Here is a 19520-nt window from a genome sequence, read left to right on the forward strand (position 1 = left end):
ACACGCCTTGATTCACAACCCCGCCCATCTGGGATTACGGTGCCAGTTTACTAAACACACGAAACTCCCCTCGCTGCCACCCGCTCAATGCGCCAGCGCCGCCACCCACCCAAGCTCGGTCAGATCCACCTGATCCCCCACAAACGTCTCATCGAACCCCGCCTCCCACGGAAACAGCTCGTTCCGATCCGGCCACACGATCTGCCGGCATTCAAAATCGTCGTCGCCATAAAACCGCTGGCTCCAGCCGAGATGCGCGGCATAATGCCGCCTTGCGACCAGAAAGACATAGGCCGGCAGGTTGGCGAATACCGCGTCGGTGCGAACCCCGCACGGCAAGCGCCGCCCTGCCTGGGCGTCCCGGAACAGGTCCCACATCACATCGTGCGCAATCTCATGCTTCAGGCCGAAGATGATCAGCTCGGGCAATCCCGTGTTGCGCCAGAAGCCCGTCGTGTACGAGAATCCCGGCAAGTCCTCCTCCGCGAGGACCGAGGTCCGAAACCAGCCATGCTCGCGGATGCTCGCCACGAACGATCGCTCTTGCTCGTCCAGGGCGTCGGTCGGGGTGTCGAGGGCGGTGTGCATGGTGACGGGATGGCGCAGCTTGCCCGCCGCGCAACCGTGCGCCCTGGTCATTCGTGCCAGAAGCTTTCCGATGCTGACAATGGCGAAACCCCGCCGCCTATTGCAACTGCGCCGCCAGCCGCGTCATCAAATCCATCCGCTCGTGAAAGATCGCCACAATGAGCGCACGGGCATCGTCCCGGGGGGAGGCAGAAGGCATGGTGGCGCTCGCAATGCGCCATGCGCAGCCCCGGATAGAGCGCGGTCATATCCTTGAAGAAACCCTGCCCCAGCGCGACCCGCTCGATCCCGACCTGCAGCCTGGCGATGTAGCTGCGCACTTGCGCGTCGCCCCATCGTTGGCGCGTATGCCGGATAATGTCCCGCAGATCGGCCTCCGCCGCCGCCGACAGGATTTAGGCATTGCTCAACCGCGGCGCGCCTTGCCCAATTCCTCATCAACGATCGCGTCGATGCTGTTGTCGGCAACGCCGCCCGGCAGCCCCTCGGCGATGCGCTCGCCCAGCAGCGCCTTCAGTTCCGCCCAGGCATCGTCGCCAGCCGCCGGCGCGGGGAACAGCCGCTCCAGCGCATATTGCCTGATCGACTTGCCCTGCAACGCGGCCATCGCCTTAAGGCGCTGATGCTGAAGGTCGGAAATGTCGATGGTCAGCCGGCTCATCATCTGCTTCTCTTGGCGGGTGGCGCACATTACCACAAATGTGGGTCCGTCTCCGAGCGCGCCGCGATAAGCACGGCGCCCAGGATTACGGCGCCACGTGCAAAGCCCTTATCCCCCGGCCGCCCCGGCGATCAGCCGCCGTCCGCCACCACTGCAAGAACATCGAATCGCGCCACCCGGGTCGAACCCATTGCCGCCTGCAACGCAGCGTCCTGATAGCCCGGCAGGCCACTCATCCACGCGACGAAGTCCTTTGCGCCACGTGCCTCGAGCGGAAACAGGCCGACGGGCTCGGCGCCGTCGGCATAGAGCAGGAACACGACATCCGCGCCCCACGGCCCGCTATCGTCGGTCGCCACCACCACCCGGCGCAGCGCGGCAATAGCCATGGCACGCCGCGCGCCCCCACCGTCTCGCGTCACGATCTCGCCTTGCGCGACGCTGACGCTCCATTGCTCCAGGGGCGATGCGCGCAATATCATCCTGCGAAGCCGGCCAAACATCGCAGCGGGATACACCGTTGGCGGGCTGGCCGCTATTGGATCGGCTGCAATTGTGTTTCCGAGGAGCGAGGCGATCGCGCCGATGCGCCTGCCGGCGACAATGCCCTCCGGTCCCCAGACAAGTGCCCCGCCCGAGCCCCCGATTCAACCCACCCCCAAAACCGTCCACCCTCCGCCCACGCCGCGCGCGCCATCCCGGCCGTGCGCGTGTTGGAATCCAGCCACCCCGGCCACCCCGGGGCACAAGTGAAGGGTAAGACGAATGCCACGCTCCCCCATAAAGGGTCAGGAAAAGGTCCAGTCTTCGCGGGCCCTCGCCGCGCCCTCTGCGCCCGTAGCGTCCAAGCATCGCCTGTTGGAAACCGGCCGCAATTCACCGCGCCATCTTGCGCCCGCAACTATAGCGCCCCGGTCAAGCGCACCCCCCGTCGGTCGTCAAAAGGGGTCGAATATTTGCGCCGCGCCGCGCGCGCTATTTGACAAATACTTGCCCGTTATCCTAGCCCGCTCGCTTACGATTCTCGCGCGCTCCTTGCCGCGTCGCCCCCGCGCTCGCCCCGCTCTTTGCCCGGCCGCCCCGTCCCACCGCCCGGCCGCATCGCCCGCCACCATATCGGGGCGCCCCCGGTCTTTAATCTGTCGCAACGCCCGGCTAGGCTCGTCTCCCCGGGACGGAGAAAAATGATGCGCATGCCCCTGATGGTCCTGGCCCTCGCCACCACCACCGCCGCCGGCCCCGCCGCGCTCGCCCAGACGCCGCCCGCCGTGACGCCCCAACATCTGCCGACCGGCCAGACGCTCACCCCGCTCGCCGCGCCCGGCGCGCGCTTCGAGCCGCTCACGGCGCGGGTCGGGCCGGTGCCCGATTACCAGGCCGATGGTGCCGCCGCGATCGCGGTCAGGCCCGACGGGCGCGAGATGCTCGTGCTGACCAGCGGCTTCAACCGCTATGTCGGCCCCAACGGCAAGGTCATGCTGCTGCAGGCCGGGCAATATGTCTTCCGCTACGCAATCGACGCGGCGGGCAGTCACTGGGTGCAGACGCTGATCGTCCCCAACAGCTATTCGGGCATCGCCTGGCTGCCCGACGGCAAGGGCTTCGTCGTCGGCGGCGGGGTCGATGACGTGGTGCATGTCTATCGCCTCGGCGCCAAGGGCTATGCTGCCGCCGGCGCACCGATCCTGCTTGGCCATGCCGCCGGCATCGGTGCCGGCGTCAAGCCGCAGGCCGCCGGCGTCGCGGTCAGCCCCGACGGCACCCGTGCGCTCGTCGCCAATTATTATAATGACTCGGTCAGCCTGGTCGATCTCAAGGCCGGCCGCGTCATCGCCGAGCAGGATCTGCGCCCCGGCAAGATCGACCCGGCGCAGTCGGGCGTGCCCGGCGGCGAGAACCCCTTCGCCATCCTGTGGCGCGACGCGACCCATGCCTGGGTCTCGGCGCCGCGCGACCGCCAGATCGTCGCGCTCGATGTCGGCGCGAGCACGATCCGCGTCACCGCGCGAATCGCCACCGCCGGCGCGCCGACCGCGCTGCTCGAGGATCGCCGCCTCGGCCGGCTCTACGCCACCGAGGACAATGCCGATCGCCTCGCCATCATCGCCACCGCGACCAACAGGCTGATCGCCGAGCCGCGCCTCGGCCTGCCCGCCTCGCTGGGGGATGTGCCGGCGGGCAAGGGCACCAACCCCAACGGCCTCGCTTTGCTCCCCGATCACCGCCTGCTGGTGACGCTCGGCGGGATCAACGCCGTCGCGCTGGTCACGCCCGATCGCACCGGCGCGGCGGTTGCCGGCCTCGTGCCGACCGGCTGGTATCCCAGCGCCGTCGCCACCAGCCGCGACGGCCGCCGCGTCTTCGTCGTCAACCGCAAGAGCCCGCCCGGCCCCAACCCGATCGGCTGCGTGCCCGCGCTCGCCGAGGTCAAAAGCCAGCATGACGCCTGTGGCCCCGCCAACCAATATATCTACCAGCTCGAAAAGGCCGGGCTGCTCAGTTTTCCGCTGCCCGCGCCGCGCGCGCTCGTCGCGACGACGTTGCAGGTCGCCGACAATGTCGGGCTCACCGCCGCCCCGGCGCGCGCCGCCGCCGATGCGCGGATGGCGGCGATCCGCGCGCGCATCAAACATGTCGTTTTCATCGTGAAGGAAAACCGCACCTATGATCAGGTGCTCGGCGACCTGCCGGTCGGCAATGGCGACCCCCGGCTGGCGATCCTCGGCGCGCGGCTCAGCCCCAATCATCACGCGCTCGCCAGCCAGTTCGTCACGCTCGACAATTTCTACGACAGCGGCGAACAGTCGAGCACCGGCTGGAGCTGGAGCACCGCGGCGCGCGCGACCGACCTGCTGGAGAAGACCGCCCCGGTAAATTACGCGCGGCGCGGCCTGGCCTATGAATCCGAAGAGGCCGATCGCTACATCTACACCCAGCAGACCCAGGCCGAGCGCGTCGCGACCAACCCCAAGACCCCCAATGATCCCGACGTCCTGCCCGGCCCGGCCTTGCTCACCGCGCCCGATGCCGATGGCGATGATGACGAGGCCAAGGGGCATGGCTTTCTGTGGGACGCCGCGATCCGCGCCGGCCTCACGGTGCGCAACTACGGCTTCTCCGACGCCTCGGTCTATGACGCGGGCGAGCCCGGCGCGGTGCCGCTGGTGCGCGAGCCGGCGAAGAGCAACACGCGCATCTATACCCCCGGCGACCGGCTGCTCGCGTCGCGCAGCGACCCCTATTTCCGCGGCTTCGACCAGAAGATGCCCGACTTCTGGCTGCAACGCGAATGGCGCCGCGAGTTCGACCAGCAGATGGCCAGCGACACCATGCCCGCGCTCACGCTGCTGCGGCTCAGCCATGATCATTTCGGCGACTTCAAGGACGCGATCGACGGCGTCAACAGCGTCGAGACGCAGATGGCCGACAATGACTATGCCGTCGGCAACGTCATCGAGGCGATCGCGCACAGCAAGGTGGCGGATTCGACGCTCGTCTTCATCATCGAGGACGATGCGCAGAACGGCGCCGACCATGTCGACGCGCGCCGCAGCATCGCCTTCGTCGTCGGCCCTTATGTGAAGCAGCACGCCGTCGTCTCGACGCGCTACACCACCGTCAGCGTGCTGCGCACGATCGAGGCGGTGCTCGGGCTCAAGCCGCTCGGCCTCAACGACGCGCTCGCCGCGCCGATGGCCGATCTGTTCGATCCCGCCCAGGCGAACTGGACCTATGACGCGCGCGCCGCCCCGGTACTGCGCGCCACCGCGCTGCCGATCCCGGCCGAACGCTTCGTCCCCGCCACCGCCATCGCCAGCGCCGCCTGCCCGACGCGCGACGCCGGCTGGTGGGCCGAGGCGATGAAGGGCCAGGACTTCCGCGCCGAAGACCATCTCGACACCGCCGCCTTCAACGCGGCTTTGTGGCGCGGCCTCGGCAAGGGGCCGGAGCCGGTGGTGCGCACCGGCGCCGATCTCCGCGAGGGCCGCGACGCGCTGCTGGTGCAAGCAGGGGCGGGGGTGTGCGGCTAGCCCACGCTCCCACCACCGTTCGCCCTGAGCCTGTCGAAGGGCCGTTCTTCTCGATGCCGGGGACCAGAAGAACGGTGCTTCGACAAGCTCAGCACGAACGGCGGAAGTTGCGTCAGGCACTGCTTCCCGGGCGCATCGCGCGTTGTTTGATGCGGCTTTGGGCTGTTGGGTTCGGCGCTGTCTTCGGCGTTACCGCGCCGGCGTTCGCCGATCCGCTGCGCGGGTTGCCCGATGGCTGGACGATGCCCGATGACGCCACTTATGCGCCAGCGGCCAAGCGCTGGGCGTATCAGGCGCCCGCCGCGCGACGCGGCACCTATGCTCATGGCGCGAGCGGCGATCTGGAAACGGCACCCGGCGTCGATGGTCCGGCGGCGGCGGAAGAATGCCACCGCCGCACCGGTCGCTTTCCCGTCACCGAGGTGAAGGGGCAGGAATACTGGTATTTCGAGGCGGGTGGCGAGGGGCTGCTCCTTCTGAAAACCAACCTGCTCAATGGTTACGATGCCACCTGCCACGCATTGATCGGTGCGACCTTTACCGTCGAGCGCGTGATGATCGGCGGGGCGGGTTTTACCCGCTTTGTGGAGAGCGAGACCGGTTGGCGCGGCGAGACACGTCAGTTCGCCGAAAATCGTCACGCGGGACGGGGCGACATCGGCATTGGCAATGCCTGGCCGGCGATGCAGCGCTTCGTGATACGCAAGCGCCGGCTCGGCGACAGCGACCGTGGCACCCGGATCGGCAAGGTCGAGACGCATTGCATCAGCTATTCGAGTCCGCCCGATGCCGGCGGCGGCCAATGCTGGGTTGCGGGATCGGGGCCGGGAAAGGGTATCGTGACGCTGGACTATGAGTGGCTGGCCGGCGCGCAATATGTCTATCATGCCGTGTTCGAACTCGCGGACGGCGTGCCGCTCGACGGGCGATTGTTCGAATGGGACCGACCGATCCGTGGCGCGCCGTCGGATATGCAAGTCCCTCACGGGTCGTCGGGCGTCTCGTCGGGGGTGCGGCGCCACAGGTCCCAGCGGTGATAGCCGATCACCTCGTCGGGCACCGGGCGGCCGTAGCGGTCGCGTGTCGGGCGGTAGCGGAAGCGCTCCATGATCAGCCGGCAGGTGGTGTTGTCGAGCTCGGCGCTGCCGCTGGTCTTGGTCACGGTGCACGAGGTCACGCGGCCCGTCACCCCGACGATGAAGCGCAGATAGACCGTCCCGCTGACGCCGTCGCGCAGCAGGTCTTTGGGATAGTCCGAGTCCTTGATGCGGCCCTTGATCAGCACCAGCGGCGTGCCGCCATCACCATCGCCGTCACCCCCGGCGCCATTGCCATTGCCCTCGCCGCCGGCGCCCGTGCCGGGGCCCGGTACCGGGGCGGCACCGGCCGAGGGCGCCGTGCCCGGTCCGGCCTTGGGCGCGGCGGCGAGCGGCGGCGGGGGCAGGGGAACGACGGGTTTAGGCGCGACGATCTCGGTCGGCTTGGCGCGCAGGTTGGCGGGGGAGGCCTTGCCCTTCTGCTTGTGCGAGGTCGCCCTGGGCTTCTCGGGCGCGGTGCGCGGCGGGGGCGGGGGCGGCGTGACCGCGAACAGCTTGAGCTCGTCGGCGATCTGCTTCGGCATGCCGACCGCCAGCCCGGCGATCAGCACCCAGGCGAGCAGCGCCTGCACGACCGCGGCGCCGGCCGCGCTGGCGATTCGCCCGCCCGTCCAGCGTCCTTGTCCTGCGCGGTAGCCATCATGGGTCATGCCTATTGTCGCCGCGCTCCCTTTCGCGATGGCGCGCCTGCACCACGGCGGATGAACCCGCGCTTGATGATACCTGTTCCGTTACCCCGCACGCCTTGCCGATATCGCGGCGGCGGTCCTATGATCACCACCGTGCCGCCTGCCGATCCCACCGCGTTCATCCGGGCGAGGCTGCCGGTCCTGCCGGTGCCCGCCATCCCCGAGATCCGCCTGCACAAGGCGATCCCGACGACGCGGCTGGCGTCGCTGGCGGCCGAAGACGAAGCCGGTTTCGGCACGCCTTACTGGGCCTATTACTGGGCCGGCGGGCTCGCGCTGGCGCGTCATGTGCTCGACCGGCCGGCGCTCGTCGCCGGGCGGCGCGTGCTCGATCTCGGCGCGGGCTCGGGGCTGGTGGCGATCGCCGCGGCGAGGGCCGGGGCCGCGTCGGTGATCGCCGCCGAGATCGATCGTTACGCCATTGCCGCGCTGCGCCTCAACATCGCGCACAACGATGCGGCGGTCGTCGTCGCGGATGCGGACCTGACGCCCGGCCCGCCGCCGCCGGTCGATGTCGTGCTGGTCGGCGACCTGTTCTACGATCAGGCGCTGGCCGAGCGCGTGACGGCATTCCTCGAACGCTGCCGCGCGGTCGGAATCGACGTGCTGATCGGCGATCCGTGGCGCGCCTCGCTGCCGGCAGCGCGGCTGCGGATGCTTGCCAGCTACGACGTGGCGGAGACCGACAGTGAGGTCACCAGGCCCAGCGCGGTGTTCGCCTTCGATGACGCCGCGCTGCCGTAGCGCCGTGTCAGCCGCGCCAGCCGCGCCAGTCGATCCAGTCGCCATAGGCATGGCAGGTCGCGAGCATGCGCTTCTCGCCGGTCGGCCAGAGGGTCAGCCACAGCTGCACCTCGTCGCGCGGCGGCGTCCATTCGAAGCTGATCCGCGCCAGCGGGCGCTCGCGCGTGGCGCGCGTGCCGGCGTGCGCGATGGTCTCCTCGACAACCTGGCGTTCGTCGTCGGTCAGATATTGCAGCACCATCGAGTGGAAGATCACCCGGCACAGCCCGGCCTGTTGCGGCGCCGCAAGGCGATCGCCGAGCCAGGCGACCGCGTCGGCCTGGTCGATGTGTGGCGGATAGCGCCGCGCCAGCGCCAGCGCCTGTTCGAGCCGCGCCGCGCGCCTGGGCTGGTCGGCCCAGACAAAGGCGAGCAGTCGGTCGCGCGTCGCCGCGTCGTCGGCATAGAGCGGGTTGAGGTCGCTGCCGCGTGCCCCGACCACCGCGATCGGGGCGAGGATCGGCGGGGGGCCGAGCCATTGCGGCGCGATCTGCACCGGCGAATCCGTCGCACCCGCCGCGACGCCGCCAAGGGTGTAGCCGTAGCGCGCGAGGTTGAGGTTGAGCCCGCAACTCGAGCCGAGCTCGAGCAGTTCGAACGGCAGGCCGAAATCGGCCCGCGCGACCATCAGCGCGGCGGCGATCGCGGCGGCGCGGCCGACCTCGTTGGTTTGCGGCGTGCCGCGCATGAACGCCGCGACGAAGCCGTCCTGCGCCGCCAGTGCCGCGCCGATCGCGCCATCATAGTCGTCATGTTGGCGAAGATAGAGCGCGCGCAGCGCTGGCAGCGTGCCCTGCCGGGCGAGCGCGTGGAGCGCGGCATTGAAACGCATCGCCAGCGCCGAGCTGGACGGGTCGCGTGGCCATTGCTCGATCAGCGCGGCAGTGTGCGGCGCGCGGTGGAGCTGGCGTTGCCCGGCCTCGAGCACCGCCGCGACGAACGGCGACCCGAGACCTTGGGCGACCCGCGCCTGACGCGAAAGCTCGCCGCGGTTCAGGATGGGCGAGACCATATTCATGCAAGGTTCCCCTGCCTCGATTGGCGGCCATAGTCGGCACGATAACGTCGCATGTGCGCGCGACCCGGCGTCGCGCGGGCAGGCTGGCTAGAAGGCCTGCCAGTCGTCGCTGGCGGAGCTCTGGCGTACCAGCGCGGACACCGCGGCGGCGGGCAACTGCCTGGTCGGCCCGGAGAAGCGCGACGATGGCTTGCGCCGGCCGCCGCCAGCCGATGCCCCGGCATTGCCGACGTTGAACTGACCGGCCTTGTCGGACAGGCCATTGACCTCGCTGGCGAGATTGCGGGCGGCGGCGGAGGTCTCCTCGACCATCGCCGCATTCTGCTGGGTGGCATGATCCATCGTGCTGATTGCGGCGCTGATCTGGCTGATCGCGGTCGATTGCGTCTGGTTGTCGGTGGCGATGTTGCCGAGCAGCGTGTTGACCTCGCCGACGCCGCTCATGATGTCGGCCAGCGCGACATCGACCTTCTGCACCGCGCCGACGGCAGTGACGATGTCGGTCTGCGTCGCGCTGAGCTGGTCGCGGGCGCGGCCGGCTTCCTCTTCGGCGCGCATCGCCAGGGCCGAGACGAGATCGGCGACGACCGCGAAGCCGCGGCCCGCCTCGCCGGCACGGCCGGCCTCGACGGCGGCGTTCATCGCCAGCACGCGGGTCTGGAAGGCGATCTTGTCGAGGCCTTCGATCACGCTGTCGATCCCCTTGGCGCTGTCGGCGACACGGCTCATCGCGCGCACCGCTTCGTCGGCCGTGGCGCGGCCGTCGGTGACGGTCGCCATGGTGCCGTTGGCGCGGACGGCGGTGCTGTTGGCGGCCTCGGCGGTCGCCTTGAGGCGGCCGTCCATCTGCAGCACCGCGGCCGAGGTTTCCTCGAGATTGGCGGCATTGGCCTCGGTACGGCGCGCCAGATCCTCCGACGCCTGGGCAATCTCGCCCGAGCCGGTGCCGATCGCGACGGTCGATTCCATCACCGAGGAAATCAGCTCGCGCAGTGCGATGACGGCGGCGTTGAAGTTGGTCTTGACGGCGCCATATTGGCCGGGGAAGTCGCGGTCGATCTCGGCAGTGAGATTACCGTCGGCCAATTCCGACAGATGTGCCGACACCGTGTCGACGACCATCTTCTGTTCGGCCTCGGCGCGGGCCGCGGTCTCGTCGGCGGCCTGCTTGGCGATCGCGGAGTCGCGGAACACCAGCACCGCGCGTGCCATGTCGCCCAGTTCGTCGGTGCGGTCGAGATCGGGAACGGTGATGTCGTTTCTGCCCGCGGCGAGGCTGGCCATGGTCGCGGTGAGTCGCGAGATCGGCTGGGCGATCAGCTGGCTCAGCACCACGGCGAGGGTGATCGCGATGCCGATCAGTGCGATCCCGCCGATCAGCAGCGCCATCATCGCAGTGCTGATCGCGGTTTCCTGAAGCGCCGAATTTTTCTTGACGAGCTCTTCCTGCGCGTCGCGCACGTCGCGCAGCGGGAGCACGGCGGCGCTGGTCAGCACGGCCTTGCCGGCGGCCCGCACTTCGGCCTGCGCGGCCTCGCGCTGGCCGGCCTGGACCTGCTTGATCAGGCGGTCGCCCCATTTCTCGCGCCACGCCAGCGTGGCCTCGCGCGACTTGACGACGGCGGCGCGCTGCGCCGGGTCGGTCAGCAGTTTCTCGAGCGACGCCGAGGTGCTGTCATATTCGTCGCGCGCCTCGCCATAGGATTTGAGATAGGTCGGGTCGGCGGTGACCAGGAAACCGCGAAACTGGCTGTTCTGGCGCAGCAGCGCGGTTTCCAGCGTCAATGCGTTGGCGTGGATCGTCTGGCTGAGATTGTTGCCGGCGGTCGAACTCTTGATCATCGTGACGGTCGTGAAGAAGACCAGCATCATGACCGCGGCCGAGATGCAGATGGTCAGGAAGGAGAGCGCCAGCTTCCTCGGGATCTTCAGGGATTTCAACATCGTCACAACTTTCAATGGGGAGTCCGATGGGATGGTCCGGGCAACCGGGACGTCCCGGTTGCCCGGTGTCTCAGAAGGAGAGACGAAGCGAGGTCGAGATGGTCCTGCCGGTCATGGCGCGCCCGAGGACGATGCCGTTGGCCGGGATGGTTCCCTGCGAGGTCTCGGCAATCGCGACCGTGTCGAACAGGTTGTTGACGTTCAGCATCAGCTGCACCCGCTCGACCGGGCGGACCTGGAGGAACGCGTTGACCAGGGTGTAGCCGGGCAGCTTGAGCTGGTTGGTATCCTGCGCGAAGCTGCTCGTGGTGCCGATGACGTTGACGCCGACGGTGCCGTATTTGACCTCGATCTGCGGGGTCGCTTCGAAGATGAAGCTCGCCTGGTGACGCGGACGGTTGCCGACGACCGCAGGATTGCTCAGGTCGCTGGCGATCTTCGCGCTGGTATATGTCCCGCCGGCCGAGAGACTGAACACGCCCCGGCGAACCGCACCCTCGACCTCGACACCGCGGGCGCTGTAGCTGCGGATGATGTGCTCGACCTGTACCGTACCGTCGGCCTTGCTGTTGACCTGCAGATTGCGGTCGCCGCTGGTCGCCGAGAAGCCCGTCACGTTGACCGTCACACCCGACTTGCGGAACTTCAGGCCGAGCTCGGTCTGCTTGACGATGTCGAAGCCGTCGCCCGGATCGATCAGATTGCCGTTGGCCGAGCTGATGGCAGGCGTGAACAGGATCCGATCGGCGGCCGCGCGGCCACCGCGGCTATAGCGGGCGAACACCGCCAGCGGCTCGGACACACGGAAATTGACGCCTGCCGAATAGCTGAGATAGTGATATTTATAGTCGACAGGCCCTGGGCTGGCCAACGGCAGCACCGCGGTCTGGGTCTCAGGAATGGAAATCTTGCCGTCGCCATTGATGTCATAGGCGATAAGGCCGACGCGGCCGCCGCCCAGTTCGGCCCCATATAGCGCGCCCTTCACGCTGCCCATATCGTAGCGGACGCTACCGCCGATCGCCAGTTTGCCGATGTGGTAGTTGAGCGAACCATAGGGCGCGTTGACATTGTACTTGACGTCATACTTGCGATGATAGGCACCGCCTGCCAGGCCGAAGGCTGTGTAGCCCTCCTGCGTCGTCGGAACGCCGGCGGCACTCGTGACATTGACCAGCGCCGCATTGCCGCCGCCGCGCACGTCGGCCAGGACGGTGACGAACGACCAGTCAGAGTCATATGCCTGCGAGGATTTATAGAAGCCCAGCGTTGTCGTCAGTGCGCCACCGCCAATGTTCCACACGCGGCTCGTGCGCAGGTCGTTGGTGATGTTGTCGAGGCTGTTGAGCTTCGTGTCGAGGAACAGCGACGTCGAGAGCAAGCCGTTGCCGTTTACCGTCGCGGGATTGATTGCCTGACCCGCGAGCGGGCCCGTCGCATAGCTCAACGTCGCGCCCGGTCCGCCATAGGCATAAGCGAGCGCCGCTGCCGGCGCGACGGCCAGCGAAAGGCTCTCCGTGACGTGTCCGGAGATGCTGGCGAAGCGGAACTTCTCGCTGAACGACCAGCCGCCGAGGTCGAACTGCGACTCCAGGCCGATCGACTTGACGATCGGGTGCATCCCGTCGCGCGCATCGTCGTGCGTCGGCTTGTTGCTGCCGTCCAGCGTCACGATGTCGGTGATGTTGCGCGACATCAGAGAGTCGGTGCGGAAGTTCAGGCCGGTGACGTTTCCGTATGTGGGATTGGCGTTGGTACCCGTTACCATTATCGGAACGGGCTGGTAGGAAGGCGTGCGGTCGTTGAGATACTTGGCGTAGAGGCGCACATAGCCATCGGCGAACTGCCTGGTGATGTTGAACTTCACCTGGCCGCCCTTGTAGGCGTCGTAGCCGAGGTGACGGGGGCCTTCGCCCTGGCGATAGAAGCCGCCGATGTTGAAGCGCAGGTTTTCCGACAGCTTGTGGCCATAGTCGAAATCGAGGCGATGCTCGCCATAGTTGACGCCCAACGTCGCCTGAACGGCGCCGCCCTCGACGTCGCCGGTCTTGGAGATCAGGTTGATCACGCCGCCGGGCGAATTCGACGCGAAGGTCGAGGCCGATCCGCCGCGAATGGCCTCGACCTGACCGAGGGTAAGGTCGGCGCGCAGGAAGAGGTCGGATGCAAAGAGCTGGATATCGCCGAACTCGATCACCGGCAGGCCGTCTTCCTGCAACTGCATGAACTTGGAGCCGCTCGAGGCGAGCGGCAGACCGCGGATCGAATAGCTCGCATTGCCTTCGCCACCCTCGCTTTCGGCGCGAATGCCGGGGATGTTGCGCAGCACTTCACCGAGTGAGCGGGCACCGAACTGCTGAATGTCGTCGTCCTTGAGAACGCTCGTCGAGGTCGCGCTGTCGAGACGATCGCGGCCCTTGGCCACACCAGTCGAGAAGACCTCCTCGGTGGGTTCCTTCTCGGCGGAAGGAGCTACGGCCGGGGTCGCCTGGACGGGCGTCGCTGGCGCCACCTGGGCCATGGCGGGGGCGGCCAGCGCGAAAGGCGCGACAGTGAGAAGGAGAAGGTGCTTTTTCACGATGGCTGTCTCACTCAATATAGGACACGGAGGGATGTGCAGGTTCAAATATAGATGATTATTCCGGCCGACGTCGTGCTCGTGCCATAAAATTATTGGTCAAAAACAATGGCAGGCACGCGCAAAAATTTAAGAAAGTGTTGCATCGGGGATCGGGGTTTATACGAAAATATACTGGCGATCCTTGTGTCGGACCGTTGAAAAATCGTTGATTGTTAGTGTGACACGGCGGCCCGGGCTGCTTGGGCGTAACGGCGCCCAAACAGCCCGGCTGGGTTCAGAAGTCGTAGCGCAGCGAGGCAGTGACGGTGCGGCCATTGGCGGCACGGCCCCAGCCGACGCCGTTTGCGGGCACCGTGGTCTGGGTGATCTCGATCAGGCCGAGCGTGTTGAACACGTTGTTGGCGTTCAACATGAGCTGGACCCGGTCGACCGGGCGGAACTGCACGAACGGATTGACCAGGGTATAGCCGGGCATTTTGAGCAGGTTGATATCCTGCGCGTAGCTGGCGGTGTTGCCGACCACATTGGCGCCGACCGAGAAGGTGCGGGTGACATATTGCGGCGTCACCTCGAAGATCAACTTCGGTTGGTGGCGCGGCACCATGCCGGCGACCGCGGCATTCAACCGGTCGTTGACGATCTCGGCATGGGTGTAGGTCAAGCCGGCGGCGATGGCGAACGGACCATGCTGATAACCGGCCTCCACCTCCACGCCATAAGCGCGGTAGTTGCGGTCCGTGGTCACCGCCCCGGCCTGGACATTGGTATCCTCGGTATTGGCAAGGAACGCCGTCAGATTGAACGTGAACCCCGACTTGCGAAACTTCACCCCGCCTTCGGTCTGGGTCACGATGTCATAGCCATCGCCCGAATCCGGCAAGCTGCCGTCGTTGTTGTTGATCTTGGATGAGAAGAGGATCTTGTCCGCGTTCGCCCTGGCACCCCGGCTGTAGCGCGCGAACAGCGCGAGTGGCTCCGAAACGCGGAAGTTTACCCCGGCCGAATAGCTCAGATAGTGATAGTCGTAGTGAACCTGCCCCGGGGCGGTTATCGGAATGAAGGCGGTCTTGGTTTCGGGCACCGAGATCTTGCCGTCGCCGTTGAAATCATAGGACACGGTGCCGCTGCGCCCGCCGCCCAGATCGACCCCGTACACCTGGCCGCGTACCTTGCCGATATCATAGCGGACACTGCCACCGATGGCGATTTTGCCGATGTGGAAGTTGGCCGACCCGTAAGGGGCCGTCACGTCATATTGGAGGTCGTAGGTCCGCCGGAAGAAGCCCGTCGAGCCCGAACGCGTGAACCCCAGAAAGCCGTCCTGGCTCTGCGCCACGCCGGCCGCGTTGGTGTAGTTGATGAGCGACGCATTGCCGCCACCGAGCAGATCCTGGGTGATGTTCGAATAGAGCCAGTCGGTATGCAGATTCTGCAGCGACTTATAGGCGCCGCCGGTGACGGTCAGGTCACCCCGGCCAAGCTTGAACACGCGGGTGGCCCGGACGTCGTTGGTAAAGTTGTCGAGCGAATGGATATCGATCTTGGACAGCGAGGTGGCGCCGATCAGGCCATTGCCGTTGATGTTGCTGGCGGCCGTAATGACCTGGCCCGCGTTCGGGCCGTTGGCATAGGTCAGCGTCCCGGTGCCCGCGCCGAGCGAAGCCGGAAGGGCATTGCCGGGATAGATGTTAGCGACGAGATCGCGGATGGTGTTGCCCGAGACCTACGAATAGCGGGCCCGTTCGGTGACGCTCCAGCCGGCGACCTCGAACTGCGATTCAAGCCCGATCGCCTTGACCACCCCGCGCAGGCCGTCGCTCATGGAAACCCTGATCGGTTGATTGTTGCCGTCGAGAGTGGGGAAGCTGGCGATGTTGCGAGACTGCACTGAGTCCTTCTTCGCGTCGAAATTCGCGAAGCTCGCATAATGCGGGTTGGCGTCGCTGCCGGTGATCTGGATCGGCCCCGGCAAATATTGCGGCGTGCGATCGTCGAGATATTTGCCGGAAAGGCGAAGGTAACCACCCGCGAACTCTTTCGTGACGTTGAACTTCAGCTGGCCGCCCTGATAGGCGTTGAAGCCGACATGGCGCTGGCCCTCGCCGCTGCGGTAGAAGCCGCCGAAGTGGAAGCGCAGCGAATCGCTGATCTTGCCGCCATAATCGAAGTCGAGGCGCTTGGTGTCGTAATCGAGCCCGGTGGTCAGCTGGATCGCCCCGCCCTCGACGTCGCCGGTCCTGGAGATCAGGTTGATGACGCCGCCGGGCGAGTTGGAGGCGAAGGTCGAGGCCGAGCCGCCGCGAATGGCCTCGACTGCCGACAGGTTGAAATCGGCACGGATGAAGATGTCGGACGCGACGTTGAAGAAATCGCCGAACTCGAGAACCGGCAGGCCGTCTTCCTCGATCTGCATGAATTTGGAGCCGCCTGACGCGAGTGGCAGTCCACGGATGGTGTAATTGGAATTGGCGTCGCCGGTCGATGACTCGGTGCGGATGCCGGGGATGTTGCGCAGGATGTCGGCGAGCGAACGTGCGCCGAGCTTCTCGATCTCACTTTGCCGCAGGGCACTGGTCGAGGTGGCGCTGTCGAGGCGGTCGCGGCCCTTGGCGACGCCGGTCGAGAAGAGTTCCTCGGCCGGGGCTGCCGGGACGGTTTTCGGCGCCGCCGTTGCGGGAGGCTGCGCGGCAAGGGAGTGTGACCCTTGCTGGGCTATGGCGGGCGCGGCGAGCGCAAGCTGCGCGACGGTAATAAGGAGAAGATACTTCTTCATATGATGTCTCGCTTCCTATACGTTAAATCCTTTGGATTCACTATAGAGTGATGCGAGAGCTAATCTGACTTTATAACCTAAATTAGTCCGAGTTTTTTTGATTTTTATGATTATGTTATGAGCTGAAACAGACCATATCACGGTAGTGTTATATTAGATACTATTCTGATTAAGAGAAATTTTGAGAGATTCGCATTGGAGCGGCGGCTGACCGACCCGCACTACCGGGGCCCGTGGCGCCCCGGTAGTGCGGTTGGGTTCAGAAGTCGTAGCGCAGCGAGGCGGTGACGGTGCGGCCGTTGGCGACACGTGCCTGGCCGTTGCCGGTGGCGGGGACCGCCGCCTGGGTGACCTCGAACAGCGCCAGCGTGTTGAACACGTTGTTGGCGTTGACCATCAACTGCACATGGTCGGCCGGACGGAACTGCACGAACGGATTGACGATCGTGTAGCCCGGCATTTTCAGCAGGTTGGTGTCCTGCGAATAGCTGCTGGTGTTGCCGAAGACATTGGCGCCGACGGTGAAGGTCCGCGTTTCATATTGCGGCGTCGCCTCGAAGATGAACTTCGGCTGGTGCCGCGGCACCTGACCGGCGACCGCCGCGTTGAGCGTGTCGTTGACGATCTCGGCATGGGTATAGGTCAGGCCACCGGTGAGGTTGAACGGGCCGTGGTGGAAGCCGGCTTCGAACTCGGCGCCATAGGCACGGTAGTTGCGATGCGTCTGCGTGCCCGTGCCGGCCTGCAGGTTGGTATCCTGCGTGTTGGCAAGGAACGCCGTGGCATTGAAGGTGAAGCCGGCCTTGCGGAATTTCACGCCGCCCTCGGTCTGGGTGACGATGTCATAGCCGTTCGACGGATCCGCCATGCTGCCGTCGGTCGTGCTGACCGAAGTCGCGAAGAGGATCTTGTCGGCATTGGCACGGGCGCCGCGGCTGTAGCGCGCGAAGACCGCCAGCGGCTCGGCAACGCGAAAGTTCACGCCGACCGAGTAGCTCAGATAGTGATAGTCGTAGTGCACCGGTGCCGGCGCGGTAATCGGGATGAACGCGGTCTTCGCTTCGGGGACCGAGATCTTGCCGTCGCCGTTGAAATCGTAGGAGGTGACGCCGTTGCGGCCGCCGCCCAGCTCGGACCCATAAAGGAGGCCGCGCACCTTGCCGATATCGTAGCGGATGCTGCCGCCGAGCGCGACCTTGCCGAGGCGATAATTGACCGAGCCATAGGGGGCGGTGACGTCATACTGGGCGTCGTAGGTCCGCCGGTACGTCCCGACGCCTGTCGCTGTAAGCGAGTAGCTCAGAACGCCGTCCTGCGACTGCGGCACGCCGGCGCTGTTGGTGTAGTTGATCAGCGCCGAATTGCCGTCGCCGACCACATCCTGGGCGATGCTGGTGTAGAGCCAGTCGTTGTTGATCTTCTGCAGTGCCTTGTAGACGCCACCGGTGACGGTCAGTTCGCCCTTGCCGACCTTGAAGGCGCGATTCAGGCGCACGTCGTTGGTGAAGTTGTCGAGCGAATTGGCATTGACCCGCATCAGATAGTTGACGCCGATCAGGCCGTTGCCGTTGATCGTGTTGGGGCTCGTGATGACCTGGCCGGCATGGGGGCCAGTGGCATAGCTCAGCGTTCCCGTGCCGGCGCCGAGCGACGCAGGCAGCGCATTGCCCTTGTACAGGATCGTGAACAGATCGCGGGTCACGCTGCCCGAAATCTTCGAGAAACGGGCGCGCTCGGTGACGCTCCAGCCGGCGACGTCGAACTGCGCCTCGAGGCCGATCGATTTTACCACGGCGTGCATGCCGTCGCTGACCGGGGTGTGGATCGGCTGATTATTGCCATCGAGCGTGACGACGCTCGGGATGTAGGGCGACAGGATGGAGTCCTTCTTGATGTCGAAATTGGCGACATTGCTGTACACCGGGGCATCATTGGTACCGCCGATCGCGATCGGACCCGACATGTACTGCGGCGAGCGATCGTCGAGATATTTGCCCGAGAGGCGGATATAACCGGCGTCGAACTGCTTGGTGACGTTGAACTTGAGCTGGCCGCCCTGATAGGCATTGAAACCGACGTGACGCGGACCCTCGCCGGTGCGGTAGAAGCCGCCGAAATGGAAGCGCAGCGAGTCGCTGATCCTGGCGCCATAATCGAAATCGAGGCGCTTGATGTCGTAATCGAGGCCGCCGGTCAGCTGGATCGCGCCGCCCTCGACGTCACCGGTCCTGGAAATGAGGTTGATCACGCCGCCGGGCGAATTCGATGCGAAGGTCGAGGCCGAGCCGCCGCGAATGGCCTCGACCGCCGACAGGTTGAAGTCGGCGCGGATGAAGATGTCCGACGAGACGTTGAAGAAATCGCCGAACTCGAGCACGGGCAGGCCGTCTTCCTCGATCTGCATGAACTTGGAGCCGCCGGCGGCGAGCGGCAGGCCGCGAATGGTGTAGTTGGAGTTGCCGTCGCCGGTCGAGGACTCGGTGCGGATGCCGGGAATGTTGCGAAGGATGTCGCCGAGCGAACGCGCGCCGATCTTCTCGATCTCGCTTTCCTTCATCGCGCTGGTCGAGGTGGCGCTGTCGAGACGATCGCGACCCTTGGCGACGCCGGTCGAGAAGAGCTCCTCGGTGGGGGCTGCGGCGGCGGCCTTCGGCGCGGGCTTCTGCCCGGTGCTGCTCGCGGTTGCCGCGGTCGGGGTGTTCGGCGCCAACTGGGCCATGGCAGGCGTCGCGAGAGCCAGTGGCGCAGCGGTCAGCAGCAGACAGTATTTTTTCACGAAAAGTACCCCGTTCGGTGAGAGCGACCCTGTTGGATCCGGTGGTAGAATTATAGAAAGGCGTTCACCGACGCCGTGGCACGCCGCAGAATTTTATTCTCACTGTTGCCGATACTATTGGTACGAAACGAATTTTAGCGGGCGAGTTATGCAAGTGGCACGACAAGGGCTGTGGATATTCTGCCGTGCGTCCAAGGGCGGTGGCCGATGCGAGCACGCGACGCCGCTCCGCCTGCGCCCCCTTTTCGGGCGGCTCCGCGCGCGACGCGCCCGATCGCCATCGATGGAAGCGCGTCCCAGGCATGGCCTCCTGGTGACGGCGGCCGACGAAAGGTCGTCGGCAGGCAAGGGACGGGTCAGCCGCGGGGCGGGCGCGCGCCGCGAAAATTCGCCATCGATCTGCGGCCGGCATGGTCCCGGCCGACCCTCGTGACGTTCGCCCCGCGCGCGATCAAGGCGCGGTGAAAATCCGGATCGCGGATCTAAACTATTGGGTGCAGGTTACGCGCTATCAACGCTCTATCCCCAGCATAAGATGACTAACTTTTGGTAAGTGGCGGTGCCGCTGCCGCATAGAAC

Annotated in this window: 14 protein-coding genes; 3 read left to right on the plus strand and 11 right to left on the minus strand. The window is 66.0% G+C overall.

Features of this window, described 5'->3' with window-relative positions; genetic code table 11:
- Positions 1-84 precede the first annotated feature (84 nt).
- The 4 genes from U1839_RS02230 to U1839_RS02245 all read right to left on the minus strand — a co-directional run bounded on the left by U1839_RS02230 (position 85) and on the right by U1839_RS02245 (position 1731).
- Entirely contained in the window at positions 85-639 is a 555-nt protein-coding gene (locus U1839_RS02230; protein WP_332802042.1) for a DUF4262 domain-containing protein, read from the minus strand.
- Positions 636-983, minus strand: a complete 348-nt coding sequence (locus tag U1839_RS02235; RefSeq protein ID WP_332802089.1) for a type II toxin-antitoxin system RelE/ParE family toxin — start codon at positions 981-983, stop codon at positions 636-638. The genes U1839_RS02230 and U1839_RS02235 overlap by 4 nt, the downstream gene beginning before the upstream one ends.
- A gap of 11 nt (positions 984-994) precedes the next feature.
- On the minus strand, positions 995-1249 hold the full coding sequence (locus tag U1839_RS02240; RefSeq protein WP_332802043.1) for a type II TA system antitoxin, ParD family: 255 nt from the start codon (positions 1247-1249) through the stop codon (positions 995-997).
- Positions 1250-1380: 131 nt separating this feature from the next.
- Positions 1381-1731, minus strand: coding sequence for a hypothetical protein (locus U1839_RS02245; RefSeq protein ID WP_443030558.1), 351 nt, complete (start codon positions 1729-1731; stop codon positions 1381-1383).
- Positions 1732-2433: 702 nt separating this feature from the next.
- Between U1839_RS02245 and U1839_RS02250 the strand changes: the two genes are divergently transcribed.
- Together U1839_RS02250 and U1839_RS02255 are read left to right on the plus strand one after the other, a co-directional pair.
- Entirely contained in the window at positions 2434-5280 is a 2847-nt protein-coding gene (locus U1839_RS02250) for a bifunctional YncE family protein/alkaline phosphatase family protein (protein WP_332802045.1), read from the plus strand.
- A 149-nt stretch (positions 5281-5429) separates the two neighbouring features.
- Positions 5430-6317, plus strand: a complete 888-nt coding sequence (locus U1839_RS02255) for a hypothetical protein (protein ID WP_332802046.1) — start codon at positions 5430-5432, stop codon at positions 6315-6317.
- Here U1839_RS02255 and U1839_RS02260 read toward each other — a convergent pair.
- Positions 6263-7027, minus strand: a complete 765-nt coding sequence (locus U1839_RS02260; protein ID WP_332802047.1) for an energy transducer TonB — start codon at positions 7025-7027, stop codon at positions 6263-6265. The two genes, U1839_RS02255 and U1839_RS02260, sit on opposite strands and share 55 nt — an antisense overlap.
- 120 nt (positions 7028-7147) lie before the next feature.
- Here U1839_RS02260 and U1839_RS02265 point away from each other — a divergent pair, with 120 nt between their 5' ends.
- Entirely contained in the window at positions 7148-7810 is a 663-nt protein-coding gene (locus tag U1839_RS02265; protein ID WP_332802048.1) for a class I SAM-dependent methyltransferase, read from the plus strand.
- Between the two features lie 7 nt (positions 7811-7817).
- On the opposite strand, the gene U1839_RS02270 is transcribed toward U1839_RS02265, so the two are convergent.
- The 6 genes from U1839_RS02270 to U1839_RS02295 all read right to left on the minus strand — a co-directional run bounded on the left by U1839_RS02270 (position 7818) and on the right by U1839_RS02295 (position 18884).
- Complete coding sequence (locus U1839_RS02270; protein ID WP_332802049.1) at positions 7818-8861, minus strand: DUF2332 domain-containing protein; 1044 nt, start codon at positions 8859-8861, stop codon at positions 7818-7820.
- 93 nt (positions 8862-8954) lie between these two features.
- Complete coding sequence (locus U1839_RS02275; RefSeq protein WP_332802050.1) at positions 8955-10811, minus strand: methyl-accepting chemotaxis protein; 1857 nt, start codon at positions 10809-10811, stop codon at positions 8955-8957.
- A gap of 70 nt (positions 10812-10881) precedes the next feature.
- Entirely contained in the window at positions 10882-13332 is a 2451-nt protein-coding gene (locus U1839_RS02280) for a TonB-dependent receptor domain-containing protein (RefSeq protein WP_332802051.1), read from the minus strand.
- A gap of 334 nt (positions 13333-13666) precedes the next feature.
- Positions 13667-15100, minus strand: coding sequence for a TonB-dependent receptor domain-containing protein (locus tag U1839_RS02285; RefSeq protein ID WP_332802090.1), 1434 nt, complete (start codon positions 15098-15100; stop codon positions 13667-13669).
- Positions 15101-15115: 15 nt separating this feature from the next.
- Positions 15116-16165: a TonB-dependent receptor plug domain-containing protein gene (locus U1839_RS02290; protein ID WP_332802052.1), complete on the minus strand. Its 1050-nt coding sequence runs from the start codon at positions 16163-16165 to the stop codon at positions 15116-15118.
- 259 nt (positions 16166-16424) lie between these two features.
- Entirely contained in the window at positions 16425-18884 is a 2460-nt protein-coding gene (locus U1839_RS02295) for a TonB-dependent receptor domain-containing protein (protein ID WP_332802053.1), read from the minus strand.
- Between the last annotated feature and the right edge of the window lie 636 nt (positions 18885-19520).

Origin of the sequence: Parasphingomonas halimpatiens (assembly GCF_036663795.1) — a bacterium.
Classification (GTDB): domain Bacteria; phylum Pseudomonadota; class Alphaproteobacteria; order Sphingomonadales; family Sphingomonadaceae; genus Sphingomonas.